Genomic DNA, 21,816 nt, shown 5'->3' with positions numbered 1-21,816 from the left:
CTTGAGGTGATTGGAAAGCTCTTCGGCATCTGATATAATCAGCCTCATGGCTGCAAGCGATCTGCGAAACCTTCTGGAACGTGCCCAGGCTTGGCCTGAAGAGGCCCAGAACGAGCTGGTTGCGATTGCTAGCGAAATCGAGAGCGAGCTGCTCGGCGGCGAATATGTGGCGACACAAGAAGAATTGCGGAGTATCGACGCGGCCTTAGCCTCCATAGATCGCGGCGAATTCGCCACGGATGCCGAGGTCGCGGAGGTCTTCGCGAAATTTCGGCGCGGATGAGGGTCGTCTGGACCCGAGAGGCGCTTGCTGACCTCGCAGACATCGCGACCTATTATGCCAGCAACGCCAGCCCAGCGATCGCCGACGCCATCGGACAAAGATTTGCTGATGTCATCGAGCGCGTCCGGGGGCGCCTTTCTCATCGCCACGGGTCACACACCGTTCCCAGGTCCGCGTGGTAACGGTCGTCCGCCATCCGTTTCGGATATTTTACCGTGTCAGTGGCGAGGTCATTCATATCGTCCACATCCGCCACACGTCACGGCGGCCCCTCGCGGGGCTGAACGAGCCGGAAAGGCAATATGCTTCACCTCGGACCTGAGCACGGCTGTTTCGCAGCAGGCCCGGGAAAGAGGTGAAACACCCATCGAGCCTTCCGGCGCAGCATGATTTTTCTTATTCTGTCCAAGTAGTTGCGCCCTAGGGAAACTTTATTCTACGTCATATTGCCCAACTGACGAGATAAACCTAAGATTCCCCGGACCATGATTGATCCACTCTACGTCGCCTCCGGATTCGGCGTCGGCCTGCTTGTCGGGATGACCGGCGTGGGTGGCGGCTCGTTGATGACGCCGCTGCTGATCCTGCTGTTCGGCGTCCATCCCTCCACCGCCGTCGGCACCGACCTGCTCTACGCCGCCGCCACCAAGACCGGCGGCAGCATCGTGCATGGCTGGTCTCGCAGCGTGCACTGGCCGGCGGTGCTGCGGCTCGCCTGCGGCAGTATTCCGGCCAGCGCGCTGACGCTGTTGGTGCTGTGGAAGCTCGATCTCAAAAGCGATACCGAGCGCAGCTTGGTCAATTTGGTGCTGTGCTTCGCGCTTCTGCTGACCGCCACGTCGCTGATCTTCCGCAAGGCGATCATGGAGCGCTACCGCAGGACGCTGGAGCGGGTCGACGAGCGCACCACGGCGATCGCGACCGTTATCACCGGCATCGTGCTCGGCGTGCTGGTGTCGATTTCGTCGGTCGGCGCCGGCGCGGTCGGCGTCACCGTGCTGCTGCTGCTCTACCCGCGCCTGCCGATGGCGACCATCGTCGGCTCCGACATCGCCCATGCCGTGCCGCTGACCCTGGTCGCGGGCGTCGGGCACTGGGCGCTCGGCGATGTCGACTGGGGCCTGATGGGCGTGCTGCTGCTGGGCTCGCTGCCCGGCATCATCGTCGGCAGCTACAGCGCGACGCGCGTCCCCGAGACGGTGCTGCGCCTGACGCTTGCCAGCGTACTGTTCGTGGTCGCCGGCAAGATCATGTTCGCCGAGCTGAACCTGTCGTCGGCATTCGTGACAGCGCTGGCCTGGACGCATTGAGCGGGGAACGGCCGCCTCGTTCTCGATGCCGTAGGGTGGGCAAAGCGAAGCGTGCCCACCGTCTCTCTCAATCGCGGAATGGTGGGCACGGCGCTACGCGCCTTTGCCCACCCTATGGCACCGAGTGCCTACTCCGCGGTCCAGCCGCCGTCGATCGACAGGTTGGTGCCGGTGATCTGCGCGGCATCGTCGCTGCACAGAAACAGCGCGAGGGCGGCGACCTGCTCGGAGGTGACGAACTCCTTGGTCGGCTGCGCGTCAAGCAGCACGTCGTTGATGACCTGTTCGCGCGTCAGGCCGCGCGCCTTCATCGTGTCGGGGATCTGCTTCTCCACCAGCGGGGTCCAGACATAGCCGGGGCTGATGCAGTTGCAGGTGATCTTGTGGGTCGCGACCTCCAGCGCCACGGTCTTGGTCAGGCCGGCGATGCCGTGCTTGGCCGACACGTAGGCCGACTTGAAGGGCGAGGCGACCAGCGAGTGCGCTGATGCCGTATTGATGATGCGGCCCCAGCCCTTCTTCTTCATGCCGGGCACCGCGGCGCGGATGGCATGGAAGGCCGAGGACAGGTTGATCGCGATGATCTGGTCCCACTTCTCCGGCGGGAATTCCTCGATCGGCGAGACAAACTGGATGCCGGCATTGTTGACGAGGATGTCGACCGAGCCGAACGACTTCTCGCCGAGCGCGATCATCCCGGCGATCTCGGCGGGCTTGGTCATGTCGGCGGGCGAATAGACCGCCTTGACGCCGAAATCCGACTCGATCTTGGCGCGCTCCTTCTCGATGTCCTCCGGGGAGCCGAAGCCGTTGATGACGACGTTGGCACCGGCGGCGGCAAAGGCGCGCGCATAGGCGAGCCCGATGCCGCTGGTCGAACCGGTCACGACGGCGTTCTTGCCTGAGAGACTACCCATGTTCTTCGCTCCTTTTTGGCGGGGGCGCGGTGACGTCCCCCGTGAGATCGTAGGTCACCATGGTCTCGCCGGATTGCGGCTCGTCCAACCGGTCCTTGTGGCGCATCGACAGGTGCACGTCGCGCACGCCGGCTTCCCAATGCTCGACCATGGCGACATGCGAGAAGTCGTAGTCCTTGGACGAGGATTCGTAGTTCTTGCTCCGATAGATCAGGTGGACCACCGTGACAGTGCTGTCACGTGCTGCCTTGGCAAGGAATTCGACGGAAGGGTCGTTCTTGAGATAATCGGGCAATTTGGAAATCAGGTCGCGCACGGCCCGGCGGGCATTGTGGATCTGCTTGTTCTTGTCCGTATTCATGCGCGTGCGGCTGGAGAAGCGGATGTCCTTCTCGCGTTCGGTCGCCTCGAGCAGCGAATTCGGCAAATCGCCGCGCGCCGAAAACAGGTCGACCTGGAAGATCAGCATGTCGCGCGCAAGCTCCGCGTCGAGCACGTAGTCGAGCGGAGTGTTGGAGGCGATGCCGCCGTCCCAATAGTGCTCGCCGTCGATGATCACGGACGGAAAGCCCGGCGGCAGCGCGCCGGAGGCCATGATGTGCTCGGGGCCGATCTTCTTGCCGAGCTTCTTGAACTCGTAATTGTCGAAATATTTGAAGTTGCCCGAGGTGACGCCGACCGCGCCGACCGAGAAGCGCGTCTTGAGGTCGTTGATGCGATCGAAATCGACCAGCCGCTCCAGCGTCTTCTTCAGCGGCGCGGTGTCGTAATAGCTTTCCGCTTCGGGATGGCCCGGCGGCCACATCGGGGCGGGCGGAACGCGCGGCACGAAGAAGCCGGGCACGCCGAAGGTGGCGATCAGCGCCGCACTCGTGGAGTTGAACAGCTCGCGGCTGTGATCGCTCTTGCCGACCGGCTTCCACGGCACCGGCGCCGAGACCATTTCCCAGAATTCCTTCAGCCGCTTGACGCGGGTGAGGCCTTCATTGCCGGCGATGATGGCGGCGTTGATCGCGCCGATGGAGATGCCGGCGACCCATTCCGGCTCGAAGCCGTAGCCGCACAGCGCCTGATAGGCGCCGGCCTGATAGGAGCCGAGCGCACCGCCGCCCTGCAGGACCAGGACGCGTTGCGCATTCGCGGGGACGCTGGCGGATTCCGGACTGTGATCGGTCATGAGGGAACAATAGCAAAAGGCGAGCCACCGTGGCGACACTCGGCCGCGGCGTCAATGCATCCCGGGATCAAGTCTGGCTTATCGGGGCTCGGTCGAGGCCAGGATCATGGTCCAGAACACCTTGTACTTGGTGCCCGGAGCATAGCTCGCGGCAATGCCCAATTTTGTGACACCGCCCTTGAGCATGTTGGCGCGGTGCGGAGGCGAGTCGCGCCAGCCGGAAAACGCTTCCGCCAGCGTATGATAGCCGGCCGAGACGTTCTCGACGGCAACCGTGGCCGGATAGCCGCCGGTGGCAAGGCGCTTGGCCAGCGGCGCGCGGACGTCGTGGTCCATCTTGTTGGCGGCCGCCATGGCCTGGGACTGGGATTCGGCGAGCCGCATCAGATCAGGGTCGATCACGACCGTGCCGAGCATGTTGTTCTGGCGGTATTGCGAAATCATCACCGCGGCGGCCTGCGCGTCGAGCTTGGCGCCCGGGACCGCCATGTCCGTATACATCGACGGCTGCTGGACCGGTGCTTCGTTGCCGGCGCAGCCGGCGAGCAGCAAAGTGACGAGAATTGCGGCCGCAGCGCGCATGAATCGAGGCCCCCAATGAGGGGGCCGTTGTTGCATACCAACCGTGGCTGAAAGGTGAATTTTGAGGAAAATCGTAGCTGTCGTTCCGGGGCGCGCGCCAGCGCGAACCCGGAATCTCGCGCCACAATCTCCAGATTCCGGGTCCGATGCTCCGCATCGCCCCGGAATGACGGCACCTTAGCCCGCAAATATCCGGTAGCGGCGGGGATTGAGGCCGATGGTGTCGCCGGCGCGCAGTTCCTTGTCGCGGGGGGCGTCGATCTCGATGGTTTCGCCGCCTGACAGCGCGACCTCGGCCCGCAGCACCGGGCCAAAATTGCGGACATGCTGGACCGCGCCCTCGAAGGCGCCGCTGCCGGGCGGGCCGACCAGCATGTCATGTCGCCGTACGAACAGCTTTGACGCGCCAGACGCCAGGCCCTCCGCCGCGAGCTGAAGCGGCTGGTCGCCGAGCCTGATCACGCCGCCATCGACCTGGACCGGCAGCTCGATGGACTCGCCGATGAAGCCGTGGACGAAGGCGGTCGCCGGGGTCTCATAGACATCGTCGGGCGAGCCGATCTGCTCGATCCGGCCCTTGTCCATCACCACGACGCGGTTGGCGACTTCGAGCGCCTCTTCCTGGTCGTGGGTGACGAAGATCGAGGTGACATTGATCTCATGGTGCAGCGAGCGCAGCCATCTGCGCAGTTCTTTCCGCACCTTGGCATCGAGCGCACCAAAGGGCTCGTCGAGCAGCAGGATGCGCGGCTCGATCGCGAGCGCGCGGGCGAGCGCGATGCGCTGACGCTGGCCGCCGGAGAGCTGGCTCGGATAGCGATCGGCGAGCCAGTCGAGCTGCACGAGGTCCAGCAGCTCCTTGACGCGCGCACGGATCGTCGCTTCGTCCTTGCGCACCGCGCGCGGCTGCACGCGCAGGCCGAAGGCGACGTTCTCGAACACCGTCATGTGGCGGAACAGCGCGTAGTGCTGGAACACGAAGCCGACGTGGCGTTCGCGGGCTCCTTGCGCCAGCGCGTCCTCGCCGTTGAAGGAAACTTCGCCGGAGTCGGGCCAGTCGAGGCCGGCGATGATCCGCAGCAACGTTGTCTTGCCGGAGCCAGAGGGCCCGAGCAGCGCCAGCAATTCGCCGTTGTCGACCTTGAGGTCGACGCCGTCGAGCGCGGCAAAGGTGCCGAACTTCTTGACGAGATTTTTGGCTTCAATGGTCACTTGCGTCTTCTCCTTCATCGAGATGACGTTCGAGGACGGTTTTTGCGATCAGCGTGATCAGCGCCAGCATCGCCAGCAGCGAGGCGATCGCGAAGGCGGCGACGAACTGGTATTCGTTGTAGAGAATCTCGACCAGCAGCGGCATGGTGTTGGTCTCGCCGCGGATGTGGCCGGAGACGACCGAGACCGCGCCGAACTCGCCCATCGCGCGCGCGTTGCAGAGCAGGACGCCGTAGAGCACGCCCCATTTGATGTTGGGCAGCGTGACGCGGAAGAAGGTCTGCAGGCCCGAGGCGCCGAGCGAGATCGCGGCCTCCTCCTCCTGCGTGCCCTGCTCCTGCATCAAGGGGATCAGCGCGCGCGCCACGAAGGGGAAGGTGACGAAGGTGGTCGCAAGCGCGATGCCCGGCACAGCGAACAGGATCTGGATGTCGTGGTCGCGCAGCCAGCTGCCGAAATAGCCCTGCGCGCCGAACAGCAGCACGAAGACGAGGCCCGAGATCACCGGACTCACGGAGAACGGCAGGTCGATCAGCGTGATCAGGAAGGTCTTGCCCTTGAACTCGAACTTGGCGATCGCCCAGGCGGCGACGAGGCCGAACACGAGATTGAGGCCGACCGAGATCGCCGCGACAATCAACGTCAGCTTGATCGCCGCCATCGCCTCCGGCTCGGCGAGCGCGGCGAGATAGGCGAGAATGCCGCGCGAAAATGCCTGCGCGAACACCACGACCAGCGGCAGCACGACGAAGACGGTGAGGAACAGCACCGCCAGCGTGATGATGGCGATGCGCACCGCGCGCGCCTCGGTGCGGAGGGTGTCGCGCGCGGCCGCCGCATGTGCGCGCGCCTTTTCACGTGCCTTGGCATCGGAAGCCGAGAGCGACACGGCATCTGCGATCTGCATCGTCATCGCGTCCCCCTCAGCGCGCCGGGATCCGGCTCTGCGCCCAGCGCTGGAGCCGGTTGACGGCGAAGATGACGACGAAGGACACGACGAGCATGACCACCGCGATGGCGGTCGCATCGGCATAGCGAAACTCTGAGAGCCGGATCACGATCAAGAGCGGCGCGATCTCGGAAACGTTGGGCAGATTGCCGGCGATGAAGATCACCGAGCCGTATTCACCCACCGCGCGCGCGAAGGCGAGCGCGAGGCCCGTAAGCAGCGCTGGCGCGAGCGAGGGCAGGATCACGCGAATGATGGTCTGCCAGCGGCTGGCCCCCAGGCTGCCCGCGGCCTCCTCGATCTCGGGGTCGAGATCCTGGAGCACCGGCTGCACGGTGCGCACCACGAAGGGGATGCCGATGAAGATCATGGCGACGAAGATGCCGACCGGCGTGAACGCCACCTTGATGCCGAGCGCGGCGAGTGGTGCACCCAACCACCCCTTCTCGGCGAACAGCGCGGTCAGCGCGACGCCAGCTACAGCCGTCGGCAGCGCGAAGGGCACGTCGACGATGGCGTCGAAGATGCGCCGGCCGGGGAAGCGGTAGCGCACCAGCGCCCAGACGATGATGCTGCCCATCACCAGATTGACGCAGGCCGCCGCAAAAGCGAGTCCGAAGGAGACCCGGAGCGCATTCAAAGTGCGGCGGCTGGAGAGGATGTTCCAGAACTGCTCGGGGCTGAGCTCGAGCGATTTCAGGAACAGGCCGGCGAGCGGAATCAGGATGATGATCGACAGCCAGGAAAGCGTCAGTCCCATCGTGAGACCGAAGCCCGGCAATGTCCGGCGTCGTGCTGCTAGTGCGCTCACCAGGCCCCCTGCTAAAGCCTCCTACGACAGCGCCCGATCAGTTCTTGTAAATCTGATCAAAAACGCCGCCGTCGGCAAAATGTTCCTTCTGCGCCTTGGTCCAGCCGCCGAAGACGTCGTCGATCGTGAACAGCTCGACCTTGGCGAAAGCGTTTTCATACTTCTTGGCAATCTCGGCATCGCGCGGACGGTAGAAGTTGCGCGCGGCGATCTCCTGACCTTCCTTGGTGTACCAGTACTGAAGGTAGGCGTCGGCGGCGTTGCGTGTGCCCTTCTTGTCGGCAACCTTGTCAACGATTGCGACCGGCGGCTCGGCGAGGATCGACTGCGGCGGCGCTACGATCTGGAATTTTTCCGGACCAAACTCCTTGAGCGCGAGATAGGCCTCGTTCTCCCAGGCGAGCAGCACGTCGCCGACGCCGCGCTCGACGAAGGTCACGGTGGCGCCGCGCGCGCCGGTATCCAGTACCGGAACCTGCTGGTAGAGTTTTCCGATGAAGTCCTTGGCCTTGTCGGCCGAGCCGTACTTCTTCTGCGCAAAGCCCCAGGCGGCGAGATAATTCCAGCGCGCCCCGCCAGAGGTCTTCGGGTTGGGCGTGATCACGGCAACACCGGGCTTGAGCAGATCGTCCCAGTCCTTGATGCCCTTGGGATTGCCCTTGCGCACCAGGAACACGATGGTCGAGGTGTAGGGCGATGAATTCTGCGGCAAGCGCTTCTGCCAATCGGCCGCGGTCAGTCCCTTGTTCGCGATCGCGTCGATGTCGTAGGCGAGCGCCAGCGTCACCACATCGGCCTGCAACCCGTCGATCACCGCGCGCGCCTGCGAACCGCTGCCGCCATGCGACTGCTTGATCTCGACGCTCTTGCCGGTTTCCTTCTGATAGGCGGTCGAGAACGCCTTGTTGAACTCGACGTAGAGTTCTCGCGTCGGATCGTACGACACGTTCAAAAGATTGATGTCAGCGGCGAGAGCCGAGCTTGCCCAAAGCAGTCCTGCAGCGAGCGGAACGATACGGCGCATCATATCCATCTCCATTCACCTCGACGACATCAGCGTCATCGATGGCACGCAGGCATAACTCAGGGCGAAACACTCTCAAGTCAACGGAACCGGATTTTCTTGTTTGCGGCGTTGCAGGCCGACTGTCCTACGAAGTCTTCATCGTATGGATGCCGCATTCTGTCTTCGCCTGGCCGCGCCAGCGACCGGCGCGCGCATCCTCGCCCTCGGCCGTTCTGCTGGTGCAAGGCATACACCCAACCGAGAGGAAACCGGAGGCAGCCAGTGGATGACGCGGCAATTTGGCGCGGACGAAAATCGCTTCGAGTTCTTCGCGCGAGACATTGGCGAAGGGATTGAACTTCAACCTCCCGCCGTCGTCCTCGACGACGGGAATATCAGCGCGTGCATTGCCCTGGAAGCGCTTGCGGCCGTTGAGCCAGGCATCGAACGGCTTCAGCGCGCGCGCCAGCGGCTCGACCTTGCGGATGCGGCAGCAGGCATCGGGATCGGAGAACCAGAGGTCGCGGTCGGGATCTTCGCGCGACAGCGCCTCCTCCGCCGGCTTGATCGAGCGGACGTCCTTGAGGCCCAGCGTCGCGATCAACGTATCACGATAGGCCAGCGTCTCCTCGAACAGCCAGCCGGTGTCGAGGAAGATCACGGGGATCGCGGGATCGACATCCGCCATCACCTTCAAGAGCGTCGCCGATTCCGTGCCGAAGGAGGACACCAGCGCAAGCTTCTCGCGCCCGACCGTCTTCAGCGCCGCGGCGATGACCTCCGCGGGCGAGGCATCGCGCAAGGCGCGATCGAGCTCCGCCGCCGAAGGCAACGCAGACACGGACGAAACCTGAGACGCGATCGCGTTCACGTGCCGACACCCTCGGAGTGACGCAGCTGCATGCGCCGGTGCAGCGCCGTGATGCGGCCGTCGCCGGTCGGCTGGTAGAACACCGAATAGCGCTTTGCGGTCTGCATGAAGGCTTCCGCGTCGGCCTGCTTCTTGACCTCGAAGGAATCGAAGCCGGCGCGCAGCATGAACACGAACTGGTCGCGCAGCACCTGGCCCGTCGCGCGTAGCTCACCGCGATAATTGTAGCGCTCGCGCAGCAGCCGCGCCTGGCTATAGGCGCGCCCATCGCGGAAGCTCGGGAACACCAGCGCGACCGCGGCGATCTTGCCGAGATACGGCACGAGCTCGGCGATGTCGCGATTGTTCGGCCAGATCACGCCGACCTTGCCGGTGCGCTTGAGCAGCGCGTCGGCCTCGCCGAGAAAGCGCTCGGCCGGCACCAGGATGTCGCCGCCCTCGGGCAGCGGGGTGTCGACGGCGAGCTTGACGAAGCTGTCGTCGGCAATCTTTCCGCCGTTAACGAGTGGCATAGACGCGCTCCTTGAAGGGTTCGACGCCGAGGCGCTTCACCGTGTCGACGAACAGCTCTTCCGGCCGCTCGCGCAGCGCAAGATAAGCTTCCACGATGTCCTCGATGACGTCGGCGACCTCGTCGAACTTGACGCCGGGGCCGATCAGATTGCCGAGCGCGGCGTTCTCGTCGGCGCGGCCACCGATGGTGATCTGGTAGACCTCCTCGCCGTTCTTCTCGACGCCGAGAATGCCGATATGGCCGACATGGTGATGGCCGCAGGCATTGATGCAGCCGGAGATGTTGATGTGGAGACGGCCGATCAGGTTGGCCAGCTCATGATTGGCAAAGCGCCGCGTCAATTCCTGCGCGATCGGGATCGAGCGCGCATTCGCCAGCGAGCAATAGTCGAGGCCCGGGCAGGCGATGATGTCGGTGATCAGGTTGACGTTGGGCGTCGCCAGGCCAAGCTTGTCGAGCGCCTTCCACAGCGCCGGCAGGTCGCGCTTGGCGACGTGCGGCAGCGCCAGGTTCTGTTCGTGGCCGACGCGGATCTCGCCGAAGGAATATTTGTCGGCGAGATCGGCCAGCGCATCCATCTGCTCGGCGGTGGCATCGCCGGGAGGCGCGCCGATCGGCTTCAGCGAGATCGTGACGATGGAGTAGCCGGGGTTCTTGTGCGCGGCGACCGAGTTCTTGCGCCAGGCCTCGAACTCGGGATCGGCCGCGGCCTGCCGCAGCTCGTCCGGCATGTGCGGCAGCTTCTCGTAAGACGGATAGATGAAGCGCGAGCGGATGTCCTCGATCACCTCGTCGTCGATCTGGAGCGAGGAATAGCGGATCTGCTCCCACTCCTCCTCGACCTCGCGGGAGAACTTCTCGATGCCGAGCTCGTGCACCAGGATCTTGATGCGCGCCTTGTAGATGTTGTCGCGGCGTCCGTACTGGTTGTAGACGCGCAAGATCGCCTCGATATAGCTGAGCAGATCGCGGCCGTGGACGAAGTGCTTGATGGTCTTGCCGATGAACGGCGTGCGGCCGAGGCCGCCCCCGACCAGAACCTCGAAGCCGGTCTCACCCTTCTCGTTCCTGATCAGACGCAGGCCGATGTCGTGAACCTTGATCGCGGCGCGGTCGTGATCCGACGCGGTGATCGCGATCTTGAACTTGCGCGGCAGGAACGAGAATTCCGGGTGCAGCGTAGTGTGCTGACGGATCAGCTCCGACCAGATGCGAGGATCCTCAATCTCGCCCGGCGCGACGCCGGCCCACTGGTCCGACGTGACGTTGCGCATGTTGTTGCCGGAGGTCTGCATCGCGTGGATGCCGACCTCGGCGAGATCGGCGAGCGCATCCGGCAGGTCCGACAGCTTGATCCAGTTGAACTGGACGTTCTGGCGCGTGGTGAAATGGCCGTAGCCACGGTCGTATTTGCGCGCGACATGGGCCAGCGCCCGCAACTGGTTCGACGCCAGCGTTCCATAGGGAATCGCGACGCGGAACATGTAGGCGTGCAGCTGCAGATAGACGCCGTTCTGCAGGCGCAGCATCTTGAATTCGTCCTCGGTGAGCTCGCCCGAGAGACGGCGCTGCACCTGGTCGCGGAATTCAGAGACGCGCTCGTTGACCAGCGTGCGGTCGATTTCGTCGTAAGCATACATGATTAAAGTGCCTTACAGCTCGACCTGCGATCAGACCGGCAAGCCGATTGTCACGCCGTCGCGGCGGATCTGCTCGCGCAGATTACCCGGCAGGATCTTGCCTGAAGCGTCGACCTGCACCGGTGCGATATAGGGGCCGATCGCGCCGACGTCATCGGCCACGGCCTCGGCAAGCAACGCTTTCGCCTCGTCCGAGTTTCGCACGATCGCGGCATCGGTCAGTTCCACGGACCAGCCCTTGGCGGCGGTGCGATAGACCACGACGCCGTCCCAGGTGCGGTTGGCGGTCACAACGGACGGGCCCGTGATTTTCAGTTTTTGTTGCAGAGGGGAGGTCATTCGGCTGCATCCAACAGGTCAGAGATGATTTGTTTGGGTGTTTGGCGGCGAAGCGAGCCGGCATGCCGGACCACGTCGCCAATGATGAGGATGGCGGGGCCACCATGGATCCGCCGCACGAGCTCGGGCAGGTCGCGCAGCGTACCGATCGCGCCTTGCGCATCGGGCCGCGTGACGCGGGCGAACACGCCGACCGGCGTCTCCGGCGAGCGGCCGGCCGCGAACAGGCCTGCGCGCACGGCCGGCGCTGCGGTCATGCCCATGTAGACCACAACCGTCATCTTTGTGTCGGTCATCGTGGACCAGTCCACGACTTCCGCATCGCGCGCCTTGTGCGCGGTGAGGAAGGTGATGCGGGTTGCTTCGTGACGATAAGTGAGCGGCACCTCGAAATCGGCAGCGCCACCGAGCCCTGCGGTGATGCCGGGAATGATCGAGTAGGCGACACCGGCGGCGCGCAGGGCTTCGACCTCTTCGCCGCCGCGGCCGAACACGAAGGGATCGCCGCCCTTGAGCCGCACCACGCGCCGGCCTGATTGCGCGGCCTCGATCATGCGTTTGTTGATGGCGTCCTGGCCGATGCCGGGCTTGCCGACGCGGCGACCGACCGGCACGCGCGTGGTGTCGCGGCGGATGCGATCGAGAATCTCGGGCGAAACCAGCTCGTCGTGGAAGACGATGTCGGCGTCCTGCAACGCGCGCAGCGCCTTGATGGTGAGAAGATCAGGGTCGCCGGGACCGGCGCCGACCAGCGCGACCGAGCCTTCCGGCTTGTCGGCGCGTGCGAAACCCGAGGGATCGGAAATACCCTTGAGCGCAGCGTCCGCTTCGCCCTTGCGGCCGGCGAGCACGGCGGCGCCGATCGGGCCGTCGATGACGCGCTCCCAGAAGCGGCGGCGCAGCGGAAACTCGGCGATGCGCTCGTTGATGGATTTGCGAAAGGTGCCGATGAACTCGGCGAGCTCGCCGATGCGCGCCGGCAGCAGCGCCTCGATCTTCTCGCGCACGCGCCGCGCCACCACCGGCGAGGTGCCGCCGGTGCCGACCGCGACCACGACATCGCCGCGATCGACGATGGCCGGGAAGATGAAGCTGGAGTGCTCGAGATCGTCCATGACGTTGACAGGCAGGCCAAGCGCCTTCGCCCGCGCCGACATCGCAACGCCGACATCGCCCGCGCCCGCGCAAACGATGGCGATGACGCCGGAGAGATCAGCGGTCAGCGGGTCGCCGGCCGCGATTTCGATGCGCGACGCGTTCTCTGAGCCGAAACCAAAGTCATGATTGCCGTCGATCGCATGCACGCGGAGGCGCGCGCCGGCAGCGGCGAGCACGCGCAGCTTGGCGCGCAAAAGCTCACCCGCGCCGATGAGGACCACCGGACCGGCCTTGAGATCGAGAAACACCGGCAAGAACCGCATGCGATACTCGCTTCCCCCACATCCGGGGTTGACTGGAATTATTTTCTATATATGTGTCGTTTCGAGCGCGCAAAGAGAAAATTTTTTCTTCTCTTCTGCACCGCAACTATAGAATTTTCGCCTCCAAACGCAAAGTGGCAGAGATGCATCTTCTCAAGGACGATTCCGCTGTTGTCGGAATGAGCAGCCCGGCCCCCATCGGACGCGCGGGCTCGCAAGAATTTTCTGCTGATGTTGCGCCCAGCATGGACCATCTCGACCAGCTCGAGGCGCAGAGCATCTACATCTTCCGCGAAGCCTTCGCCCGGTTGAAGAAGATTGCCCTGCTGTGGTCGCTCGGCAAGGACTCCAACGTCATGATCTGGCTGGCGCGCAAGGCGTTCTTCGGCCGCATGCCGTTCCCGGCCCTCCATGTCGATACCGGCAAGAAGTTTCCGGAGATGTATCGCTTCCGCGATCATTACGGGAAGGAGTGGGATCTCGATCTGCGTGTCGAGCCCTGCCCGCCCATCGATGCCGTCGACCCAACGCTGCCGCCGGCCGCCCGTTCCGCCGCGCGCAAGACCGAGGGCCTCAAGATGGCGCTCGCCAAATACGGCTTCGACGGCCTGATCGCCGGCATCCGCCGCGACGAGGAGGCAACCCGCGCCAAGGAGCGTGTGTTCTCTCCGCGCGGCCTCGAAGGCAATTGGGACGTGCGCGATCAGCCGCCTGAGTTCTGGGACCACTTCAACGCCTCGCCGCCGCAAGGCGCGCATTTGCGCATCCATCCGATCCTGCATTGGACCGAGGCGGACATCTGGGCCTACACCAAGCGCGAGAACATCCCGATTATCCCGCTTTATCTCTCGCAGAACGGCAAGCGCTATCGCTCGCTGGGTGATCAGGACATCACCAATCCCGTGAACTCGACGGCATCGAACATCGACGAGATCCTGGTCGAGCTCGAGCAGACCAAGGTGCCGGAGCGCGCCGGCCGCGCGCTCGACCACGAGACCGAGGACGCCTTCGAGCGCCTTCGCGTCGCCGGCTATCTCTGATCCAAGGACGCGAGCGCGATATGAACATGATCGTCACCCAAGCTTCGCCTGCGACTCCGAACGGCACCACGCGTCCGCAAGTGCGCATCGTCATCGTCGGCCATGTCGACCACGGCAAGTCGACGCTGGTCGGCCGCCTCCTGCACGAGACCGGCAGCCTGCCCGACGGCAAGCTCGAAATGCTGAAGGCCGTCAGCGCGCGGCGCGGCATGCCGTTCGAATGGTCGTTCCTGCTCGATGCGCTGCAGACCGAGCGCGACCAGGGCATCACCATCGACACCACGCAGATCCGCTTCCGCACCAATTCGCGCGACATCGTCCTGATCGACGCGCCTGGCCATGCCGAATTCCTGCGCAACATGATCACCGGCGCCTCGCAGGCCGACGGCGCCGTGCTGATCATCGACGCGCTGGAAGGCGTGCGCGACCAGACGCGGCGACACGGCTATCTCCTGCATCTGCTCGGCGTGAAACAGGTCGCCGTCGTCGTCAACAAGATGGACCGCGTCGATTTCTCCGCCGACCGCTTCAAGGACATCAGCGACGAGATCTCGGCGCATCTCAATGGCCTCGGCGTGACGCCGACCGCCGTGATCCCGATCTCCGCGCGCGATGGCGACGGCGTTGCCGAGCGCACCGACCGCATCGGCTGGTACAAGGGGCCGACCGTCGTCGAGGCGCTCGATAGGCTCGAGCCGGCGCGGCCGCTAGAAGCGCTGGCGCTGCGCCTTCCGGTGCAGGCGATCTACAAGTTCGACGACCGCCGCATTGTCGCGGGCCGCATCGAATCCGGCAGCCTCATTGCCGGCGACGAGATCGTGATCATGCCGGCCGGCAAGATCGCGAAGATCAAGACGGTCGAGAGCTGGCCGGCGACGCCGGTGGCGGGACGGCAAGGCGCAGGCCGTTCGGTCGGGATCACGCTCGATCGCGAACTGTTCATCGAGCGCGGCGATATCGTCGCGCATGCCGGCACCGCCCCGCGCGAGACGCGCCGCCTGCGCGCGCGCATCTTCTGGCTGCACGACAAGCCGCTCGCCAAGGGCGACCAGCTCCTGGTCCGCTGCGGACCGAAGGAAAGCCGCGCCACCGTCGTCGCCATCGAGAAGGCGGTCGATCCCGGCGAGCTCTCGAGCAGCGAGAACAAGGCGATCGGCCGCAACCATGTCGGCGAGATCGACATTTCTCTTTCGAATCCGATTGCCACCGATCCCTACACCGAGAACCCGCGCACCGGCCGTCTCGTGATCGAAGTGTCCGGCCGTATCGCCGGCGGCGGCCTCGTGCTGTCGGTCGATGCCGGCCAGCGCGCCGTGCCGGTCGATATCGTGCCAGTGGAATCGGCGCTGCGGCCCGACGAGCGCTCGGCGCGCTATCAGCACAATGGTGCGGTGGTCTGGCTCACCGGCCTGCCGGCTTCCGGCAAGTCGACACTGGCCAAGGCACTGGAGCGGCGGCTGTTCACCAATGGCGGTTCGCCGATCCTGCTCGACGGCGACACGCTGCGCGCCGGGCTCAACGGCGATCTCGGCTTCTCAGCCACCGATCGCAGCGAGAACATCCGCCGCCTCGCCGAGGTCGCGACGCATCTCGCCCGCAACGGCCACATCGCGATCGTCGCCGCCGTGTCGCCGGCCCGCGAGGACCGCGCCACCGCGCGCCGCATCGCCGACACCGCGTTCCGCGAGATCCATGTCGCGACGCCGGCCGGCGTCTGCGAGGAGCGCGATCCCAAGGGCCACTACAAGAAGGCCCGCGCCGGCGCGCTCGCTTCGTTCACCGGCATCGGCAACGACTACGAGGCACCGCAGGCCGCCGAGCTCGTGATCGACACGTCGAAGCGGACGGTGGCCGAGGCGGCCGACGAGATCGAGCAGATGCTGAAGACATCAGGCGTGCTGTTCGACGAAGTCGTGGACCTCGCCGCGAATATTTGAGGCAGGCGCCCCACCTGGGCGCACACCCTGCACCACATCAACGGTGTCGTCCTGGCGAAAGCCAGGACCCATACCGCGTGATTTATGCTTTGGGCTCGGTCGGAGTACCGGACTACGAGTCGTCGCCAAACTCCTCCCTGGGGTAATGGGTCCTGGCTTTCGCCTGGACGACGTCGGGGAGAGGTCGTGCCCGTTGCCTTTGCAGGGCGCATTCCGAATACCGCCTCCCCTCACCTCGTCTTGACATTTTGACAAACCCCTGGGGGTCTTCTCACCGCCCCGATTTTGGGGCTAATAGGTCCCGAAAGCCGCCCCTCGTGGGCGCATTTTGCTGCTGTCGGGTCAAAAGCAGCCAAAAACAGCCATTTCCAACAAGAAAGCCCATCATGAAACGCGTCGACGCCCACGGATTAAAGATCGCCCCTGTTCTGTTTGACTTCATCGCCAAGGAAGCGGCCCCGAAAACGGGGATCGCGCCGGATGCGTTCTGGGCCGGGGTTGCCGCCATCATCAAGGACCTGGGGCCGAAAAACCGCGCGCTGCTGGCGGTGCGCGACACGCTGCAGGCCAAGATCGACGACTGGCACCGCGCGAACAAGGGCAAGGCGTTTGACCTCGACGGCTACACCACCTTCCTGAAGGAGATCGGCTATCTCGTTCCGGAGCCGGTGACGCAGAAGGTCGAGACCGCCAACGTCGACGAGGAGATCAGCAAGATCTGCGGCCCGCAGCTCGTGGTGCCCCTCACCAATGCACGCTACGCGCTGAACGCGGCGAATGCGCGCTGGGGCTCACTCTATGATGCCTTCTACGGCACCGACGCGATCCCGCACGACCCGTCGGAGAGCGGCAAGGGTTACAATAAGGCGCGCGGCGACAAGGTGATCGCGAAGGCCAAGGCATTCCTTGATGCGGCCGCGCCGCTCGCAACCGGCAGCCACACCGACGTCACCGCCTATAGCGTCGTCGCGGGCCAGCTCGCGGTGAAGCTAAAGAGCGGCAACGCGACTGCGCTGAAGAACGCCGCGCAGTTCGCGGGCTTCCAGGGCGATGCGGCCACGCCGAGCGCGGTGCTGCTCGTCAACAACGGCCTGCATGTCGAGGTGAAGATCGATCGTGGCAGCACGATCGGCAAGGATGATCCCGCCGGCGTCGCCGACATGATCATGGAAGCCGCGGTCTCGACCATTCTCGACATGGAAGACTCGGTCGCCGCTGTTGATGCCGAGGACAAGGTGCTGGTCTACCGCAACACGCTCGGCCTGATGAACGGCACGTTGTCGGCCGATTTCGAGAAGGGCGGCAAGACGCTGACGCGCTCGCTCAACACCGACCGCAGCTACAAGACGCCGGACGGCAAGGGCGAAGTGAAGCTGCACGGCCGCAGCCTGCTGCTGATGCGCAATTGCGGTCACCACATGTTCACCGACGCGGTGCTGGACGAGACGGGCGAGGAAGTGCCGGAAGGCCTGCTCGATGCCGCCGTCTCGGGCCTGCTCGCGATCCACGACCTCAAGGGCAATTCGAAGGTCAAGAACAGCCGCACCGGATCTGCCTATATCGTCAAGCCGAAGATGCACGGCCCGGACGAGGTGTCGCTCACCTGCGAGATCTTCGACCGCGTCGAGAAGATGTTGTCGCTGCCGGAGAACACCCTCAAGGTCGGCATCATGGACGAGGAGCGGCGCACCACCGTCAACCTCAAGGCCTGCATCCAGCGCGCCTCCAAGCGCATCATGTTCATCAACACCGGCTTCCTCGACCGCACCGGCGACGAGATCCACACCTCGATGGAAGCGGGCCCGATGATCCGCAAGAACGAGATGAAGGCGCAGGCCTGGATCAAGGCCTATGAGGACTGGAACGTCGACATGGGCCTGACCTGTGGCCTGCCCGGCCACGCCCAGATCGGCAAGGGCATGTGGGCTGCGCCCGACAAGATGGCGGACATGCTGGCGCAGAAGCTTGGCCATCCGCAGGCCGGCGCCACCACCGCCTGGGTGCCCTCGCCGACCGCTGCGACGCTGCACGCGCTGCACTATCACCAGGTCAACGTCATCGCGCGCCAGCAGGAGCTGACCAAGGGCGGTCCGCGCGCGAAGCTCTCCGACATCCTCACCATTCCGGTGTCGAAGTCGAACTGGGCGCCTGACGACGTCAAGCAGGAGATCGACAACAACTGCCAGGGCATTCTCGGCTATGTCGTGCGCTGGATCGACCAGGGCGTCGGCTGCTCCAAGGTGCCCGACATCCACGACGTCGGCCTGATGGAAGACCGCGCGACGCTGCGCATCTCCAGCCAGCATCTCGCCAACTGGCTGCACCAGGGCGTGATCACCGAGGCGCAGGTGATGGAATCGCTCAAGCGCATGGCCGTCGTCGTCGACAAGCAGAACGCGGGCGATCCGATCTACAAGCCGATGGCACCCGCCTTCGACGGCGTCGCCTTCAAAGCCGCCAGCGACCTCATCTTCAAGGGCCGTGCGCAGCCGAACGGTTACACCGAATACATCCTCACCGCGCGCCGCCGCGAGGCCAAGGCGCTGGGTTGAGCTGAGTCGCTGGAACGTCAAAAGCCCCGGCCTGCGCCGGGGCTTTTTCGTTGGACGAAACGTCGCGACACGCTGCGGAACGGCAGCGCGCGCCTTGCGTTGTCCGGCCATCAACCCATGGGAGATGGTCATGGACTGGAATCGGATCGAAGGAAACTGGAAGCAGTTCAAGGGCTCGGCCAAGGAGAAATGGGGCAAGCTCACTGACGACGATCTCAAACTGATCGAGGGGCGTCGCGAGCAGCTCGAAGGCCGGCTCCAGGAGCGCTACGGCAAGGCCAAGGACCAGGTTCGCCAGGACGTCGACGACTGGCTGAAGTCGCTGCACTAAAGCGCGATGAGATTTGATGAATCGTCATCGCGCTTTAGGTTGTTGTTTGCGCATGATCTTTCCGGAAGACCGCTTCGCACTTTTCCGGATCATGCTTTAGCGCAGCATGAACGAAGCCCCGGTTGAGGCCGGGGCTTCTTGTTTGGGAGCAGTAGCCCGGATGAGCGAAGCGACATCCGGGAAAGTGGCTAGACGAGTCCCCGGATGTCGCTTCGCTCATCCGGGCTACGACACTACGATGCCTTCGCTAGAATACCGTCAAGTATTTCAACAGCGACACCACGCCGATGATGATGACGATGACGCGCGCGATCTGCTTGGCACGGCCATCCATCGGCAGCATGTTGATGAGATAGAGCACGAGGATGACGACGAGAAAGGTGACGAGGACGCCGATCAGCATTGCAGGGCCCCCCCCTTCTGGCAAATTGCTAACGGTGTCCTAACGCCCGTCTCGCGCGCCGGTTCCATCCCGGCAACCCATTGCAACTTCTAGTAAATGCGTATTTCTACCAGCGGGCTGGCTGCCTAAAATTTTACCCTTTTCCTCTCACATGCAGAAACCGTCTGGCCATGAGGCGCCAACGGCATGTGATTGCCGATACTAACGGGCCCCTCCCTTTCGATTGTTGCCGGGCGCCCTCGCGAACTTCGACTTGGGAACTGGGGGACCTCGATGCTGAATCGTCTGACCGTATCCGCGCTGCTCCAGGCGGTGATCGCGATCACGTCGGTCTGTGTGGTCGTTGCGCTCTCGCTCACGGCCTATGCATCCTGGGACCGGCTGAAGACCGCCAACCGCATCTCGCAGATTGCGGATGCGTCCGCCGACCTGTTCAAGGCGATGCACAATCTGCGCACCGACCGTTCGACCACCAACCGGCTCCTCAACGCGACCGAGCCGATGGATGCCGAGATCGAGAAATATCTGCGTGCGATCCGGGACGCCGAGATGCCGGCAATGGCACATGCGCTGGAGCTGCTGCCGACGATGGAGTTTCCGCAGTCCGCAACGCTGGTGCCGGAGCTCGCGCGCCTCCACAAATCGGCGAGCGAGCAGCAGAAACAGTTCTGGGAGGAGGTCGTCAAGCCCAAGGACCAGCGCCGCGCCGGCCTGCCGAAGGAATACATGGAGACGACGCAGGGCCTGCTCGACACGCTCGACAAGCTCTCGAACGCCTTGGCCGCGACCGTCAATCACCAGGACGCGGCGATCGACCAGCTGCTGTCGATCAAGCAGAATGCCTGGCTGCTGCGCAACACCGCGGGTGAGGCCTCGCTGATCATCTCCCTCGGACTCAACAGCGGCCGCATCGCGCCGGAGGCGCGCCTCGCCTACACCCAATACGTCGGCGGAACGGCCGCGATGTGGAAGGCGCTGGAATTGTCGGCCTCGGGCATGGAGCTGCCGCCGGCACTGTCGTCCGCCATGGCCGCGGCAAAGACCGCCTATTTCGATCCGCAATATCTGGCCCTTCGCGATCGCCTGGCCAACACGCTCGCCAATGGCGAAAAGGCCGAAATGACCGCGAACCAGTGGACGCCCGTCACGGTGGGCCGCCTGTCCAGCGCGGTTACCGTCGCCGAGACGGCGCTCGACGCCGCCAAGAGCCATACGCTGGAACAGCGTGGTGCCGCGCTGCGCGCGCTGATCGTGCAGCTCGTACTGCTCGCGCTCGCCGTCGCCCTTGCCGTCGGCGCGATCATGCTGGTCAGCCGCCGCGTCATCCGTCCGCTCAACACCATCCGCGATGCCATGCTCAAGGTCGCCGGCGGCGATCTTGCGGTCGACAGCGGCTATCTCGACCGCAAGGACGAGATCGGCGCGCTCGCCGGCGCGCTGGAAGCCTTCAAGCAGCAGGCGACCGACAAGCTCAAGATCGAGGCGCAGGAGCGCGAGCGCAACGCCGGCGCGTCCGCGCGCCAGCGCGCGATCGAGGCCTATGTCGGCGAGTTCGAAGGCGTGGTGCGCAAGACGCTCGGCGAATTGAGCGAAGCTTCCGGCGAGATGCGCAAGACCTCGGGCGACCTGTCCGCCGTGTCGCGCCAGACCAACGACCGCGTGCAGGTCGCCGGCAAAGCCTCCAACGACGCCTCGATGAGCGTCGACAGCGTGGCCGCTGCCGCCGAGGAGCTCTCGGCTTCGATCAACGACATCAGCCAGCAGGCCGCCCATGCCGCCGGCATCGCCGGCCGCGCCGTCACGCAAGCGCGCGAGACCGACGGCACCGTGCAGGGCCTGGCAAAATCCGCCGGGCGCATCGGCGAGGTCGTCGGCCTCATCAACACCATCGCAGCGCAGACCAATCTGCTGGCGCTCAACGCCACGATCGAGGCGGCGCGCGCCGGCGAAGCCGGACGCGGCTTCGCCGTGGTTGCTTCGGAGGTCAAGTCGCTGGCAAGCCAGACCGCGAAGGCCACCGAGGAAATCTCCGAGCAGATCGCCGATATCCAGAAGGTCGCCGGAGACGCCATCAACGCAATCCAGACCATCGGCGGCATCATCGGCGAGGTCAACGAGGTCGCGACCGCGATTGCCGCCGCCGTGCAGGAGCAGGGCGCGGCGACCCAGGAGATCACGCGCAGCACGCAATATGCAGCGCAGGGCACCAAGAACGTCTCGGACAACATCACCGGCGTCAAGGCCGACGCCGATGCCGCAGCAGCAGCCGCCGACAATGTGAAGCACGCCTCCGAGATGCTGGAGAGCCAGAGCCGCCAGCTCGGTCACGAGGTCAGCGACTTCCTCGGCAAGATCCGCGCGGCGTAGGGCACTAAGGCATACGGCCAGCCATATCCCCCGATGTCGTCCTGGCGAAAGCCAGGCCGACGATGGGGGCGCCCGTAATTATACGGCGGGAACACTGTCTAAGTTTTTACCCTTTTCAGGCCAAATGCGCCTCAAGCGCCCGCCATAGGCTGGC

At 64.6% G+C, this 21,816-nt stretch carries 22 protein-coding genes; 9 read left to right on the top strand and 13 right to left on the bottom strand.

Going from position 1 to position 21,816, the window contains the following annotated elements; genetic code table 11:
* The first annotated feature begins 46 nt into the window (after window positions 1–46).
* The 4 genes from JQ635_RS31635 (at window position 47) to JQ635_RS31625 (ending at window position 1,593) form a co-directional block, all read left to right on the top strand.
* Window positions 47–283: a hypothetical protein gene (locus JQ635_RS31635; protein ID WP_211413704.1), complete on the top strand. Its 237-nt coding sequence runs from the start codon at window positions 47–49 to the stop codon at window positions 281–283.
* The gene (locus JQ635_RS39270) at window positions 280–465 is read left to right on the top strand and encodes a type II toxin-antitoxin system RelE/ParE family toxin (RefSeq protein ID WP_283826912.1); all 186 of its coding nucleotides are present in this window, start codon (window positions 280–282) and stop codon (window positions 463–465) included. The genes JQ635_RS31635 and JQ635_RS39270 overlap by 4 nt, the downstream gene beginning before the upstream one ends.
* Window positions 459–605, top strand: a complete 147-nt coding sequence (locus tag JQ635_RS39430) for a hypothetical protein (protein WP_433996583.1) — start codon at window positions 459–461, stop codon at window positions 603–605. The genes JQ635_RS39270 and JQ635_RS39430 overlap by 7 nt, the downstream gene beginning before the upstream one ends.
* A 163-nt stretch (window positions 606–768) precedes the next feature.
* Window positions 769–1,593: a sulfite exporter TauE/SafE family protein gene (locus tag JQ635_RS31625; protein ID WP_211413703.1), complete on the top strand. Its 825-nt coding sequence runs from the start codon at window positions 769–771 to the stop codon at window positions 1,591–1,593.
* 128 nt (window positions 1,594–1,721) lie between these two features.
* Here the strand turns inward: JQ635_RS31625 and JQ635_RS31620 are convergent, their stop codons facing one another.
* From JQ635_RS31620 to cysG, 12 genes are all read right to left on the bottom strand, one after another.
* Window positions 1,722–2,510 (bottom strand): 3-hydroxybutyrate dehydrogenase, encoded by a 789-nt coding sequence (locus JQ635_RS31620; RefSeq protein WP_211413702.1) that lies wholly within the window; start codon window positions 2,508–2,510, stop codon window positions 1,722–1,724.
* Window positions 2,503–3,687, bottom strand: coding sequence for a DUF3734 domain-containing protein (locus JQ635_RS31615; RefSeq protein WP_211413701.1), 1,185 nt, complete (start codon window positions 3,685–3,687; stop codon window positions 2,503–2,505). The genes JQ635_RS31620 and JQ635_RS31615 overlap by 8 nt, the downstream gene beginning before the upstream one ends.
* A 78-nt stretch (window positions 3,688–3,765) precedes the next feature.
* On the bottom strand, window positions 3,766–4,269 hold the full coding sequence (locus JQ635_RS31610; protein WP_211413700.1) for a CAP domain-containing protein: 504 nt from the start codon (window positions 4,267–4,269) through the stop codon (window positions 3,766–3,768).
* A gap of 177 nt (window positions 4,270–4,446) precedes the next feature.
* On the bottom strand, window positions 4,447–5,481 hold the full coding sequence (locus JQ635_RS31605) for a sulfate/molybdate ABC transporter ATP-binding protein (protein ID WP_211413699.1): 1,035 nt from the start codon (window positions 5,479–5,481) through the stop codon (window positions 4,447–4,449).
* Window positions 5,471–6,394 carry a sulfate ABC transporter permease subunit CysW gene (gene cysW, locus JQ635_RS31600; protein WP_211413698.1) on the bottom strand — a complete coding sequence of 308 codons (924 nt, stop codon included), beginning with the start codon at window positions 6,392–6,394 and terminating at the stop codon, window positions 5,471–5,473. Before cysW ends, JQ635_RS31605 begins: the two co-directional genes overlap by 11 nt.
* A gap of 10 nt (window positions 6,395–6,404) precedes the next feature.
* Window positions 6,405–7,241: a sulfate ABC transporter permease subunit CysT gene (gene cysT / locus JQ635_RS31595; RefSeq protein ID WP_211413697.1), complete on the bottom strand. Its 837-nt coding sequence runs from the start codon at window positions 7,239–7,241 to the stop codon at window positions 6,405–6,407.
* A 37-nt stretch (window positions 7,242–7,278) separates the two neighbouring features.
* Window positions 7,279–8,280: a sulfate ABC transporter substrate-binding protein gene (locus JQ635_RS31590; RefSeq protein WP_433996582.1), complete on the bottom strand. Its 1,002-nt coding sequence runs from the start codon at window positions 8,278–8,280 to the stop codon at window positions 7,279–7,281.
* 112 nt (window positions 8,281–8,392) lie between these two features.
* The gene (locus JQ635_RS31585; protein ID WP_211413695.1) at window positions 8,393–9,118 is read right to left on the bottom strand and encodes a phosphoadenylyl-sulfate reductase; all 726 of its coding nucleotides are present in this window, start codon (window positions 9,116–9,118) and stop codon (window positions 8,393–8,395) included.
* Window positions 9,115–9,630 (bottom strand): DUF934 domain-containing protein, encoded by a 516-nt coding sequence (locus tag JQ635_RS31580; protein WP_211413694.1) that lies wholly within the window; start codon window positions 9,628–9,630, stop codon window positions 9,115–9,117. Before JQ635_RS31580 ends, JQ635_RS31585 begins: the two co-directional genes overlap by 4 nt.
* Window positions 9,617–11,272 carry a nitrite/sulfite reductase gene (locus JQ635_RS31575; RefSeq protein ID WP_211413693.1) on the bottom strand — a complete coding sequence of 552 codons (1,656 nt, stop codon included), beginning with the start codon at window positions 11,270–11,272 and terminating at the stop codon, window positions 9,617–9,619. The genes JQ635_RS31580 and JQ635_RS31575 overlap by 14 nt, the downstream gene beginning before the upstream one ends.
* A gap of 30 nt (window positions 11,273–11,302) precedes the next feature.
* Entirely contained in the window at window positions 11,303–11,611 is a 309-nt protein-coding gene (locus JQ635_RS31570; protein WP_211413692.1) for a DUF2849 domain-containing protein, read from the bottom strand.
* On the bottom strand, window positions 11,608–13,032 hold the full coding sequence (gene cysG, locus JQ635_RS31565) for a siroheme synthase CysG (protein ID WP_211413691.1): 1,425 nt from the start codon (window positions 13,030–13,032) through the stop codon (window positions 11,608–11,610). The genes JQ635_RS31570 and cysG overlap by 4 nt, the downstream gene beginning before the upstream one ends.
* 245 nt (window positions 13,033–13,277) lie before the next feature.
* Between cysG and cysD the strand changes: the two genes are divergently transcribed.
* The 4 genes from cysD (at window position 13,278) to JQ635_RS31545 (ending at window position 18,892) form a co-directional block, all read left to right on the top strand.
* On the top strand, window positions 13,278–14,072 hold the full coding sequence (gene cysD / locus JQ635_RS31560; protein ID WP_211413690.1) for a sulfate adenylyltransferase subunit CysD: 795 nt from the start codon (window positions 13,278–13,280) through the stop codon (window positions 14,070–14,072).
* 20 nt (window positions 14,073–14,092) lie between these two features.
* Window positions 14,093–16,009 (top strand): adenylyl-sulfate kinase, encoded by a 1,917-nt coding sequence (gene cysC, locus JQ635_RS31555; RefSeq protein ID WP_211413689.1) that lies wholly within the window; start codon window positions 14,093–14,095, stop codon window positions 16,007–16,009.
* A 386-nt stretch (window positions 16,010–16,395) separates the two neighbouring features.
* Window positions 16,396–18,561: a malate synthase G gene (locus tag JQ635_RS31550; protein ID WP_211413688.1), complete on the top strand. Its 2,166-nt coding sequence runs from the start codon at window positions 16,396–16,398 to the stop codon at window positions 18,559–18,561.
* A gap of 130 nt (window positions 18,562–18,691) precedes the next feature.
* The gene (locus tag JQ635_RS31545) at window positions 18,692–18,892 is read left to right on the top strand and encodes a CsbD family protein (protein WP_027553924.1); all 201 of its coding nucleotides are present in this window, start codon (window positions 18,692–18,694) and stop codon (window positions 18,890–18,892) included.
* A gap of 247 nt (window positions 18,893–19,139) precedes the next feature.
* Here the strand turns inward: JQ635_RS31545 and JQ635_RS31540 are convergent, their stop codons facing one another.
* Window positions 19,140–19,295, bottom strand: a complete 156-nt coding sequence (locus tag JQ635_RS31540; protein ID WP_130363252.1) for a Thivi_2564 family membrane protein — start codon at window positions 19,293–19,295, stop codon at window positions 19,140–19,142.
* 273 nt (window positions 19,296–19,568) lie between these two features.
* On the opposite strand from JQ635_RS31540, the gene JQ635_RS31535 reads away from it, so the two are divergent.
* Window positions 19,569–21,662 (top strand): methyl-accepting chemotaxis protein, encoded by a 2,094-nt coding sequence (locus JQ635_RS31535; protein WP_211413687.1) that lies wholly within the window; start codon window positions 19,569–19,571, stop codon window positions 21,660–21,662.
* Window positions 21,663–21,816: the final 154 nt, after the last annotated feature.

Source organism: Bradyrhizobium iriomotense (assembly GCF_018130765.1).
Lineage (GTDB): Bacteria > Pseudomonadota > Alphaproteobacteria > Rhizobiales > Xanthobacteraceae > Bradyrhizobium > Bradyrhizobium iriomotense_A.
This window is presented reverse-complemented; position numbering and strand designations above follow the sequence as displayed.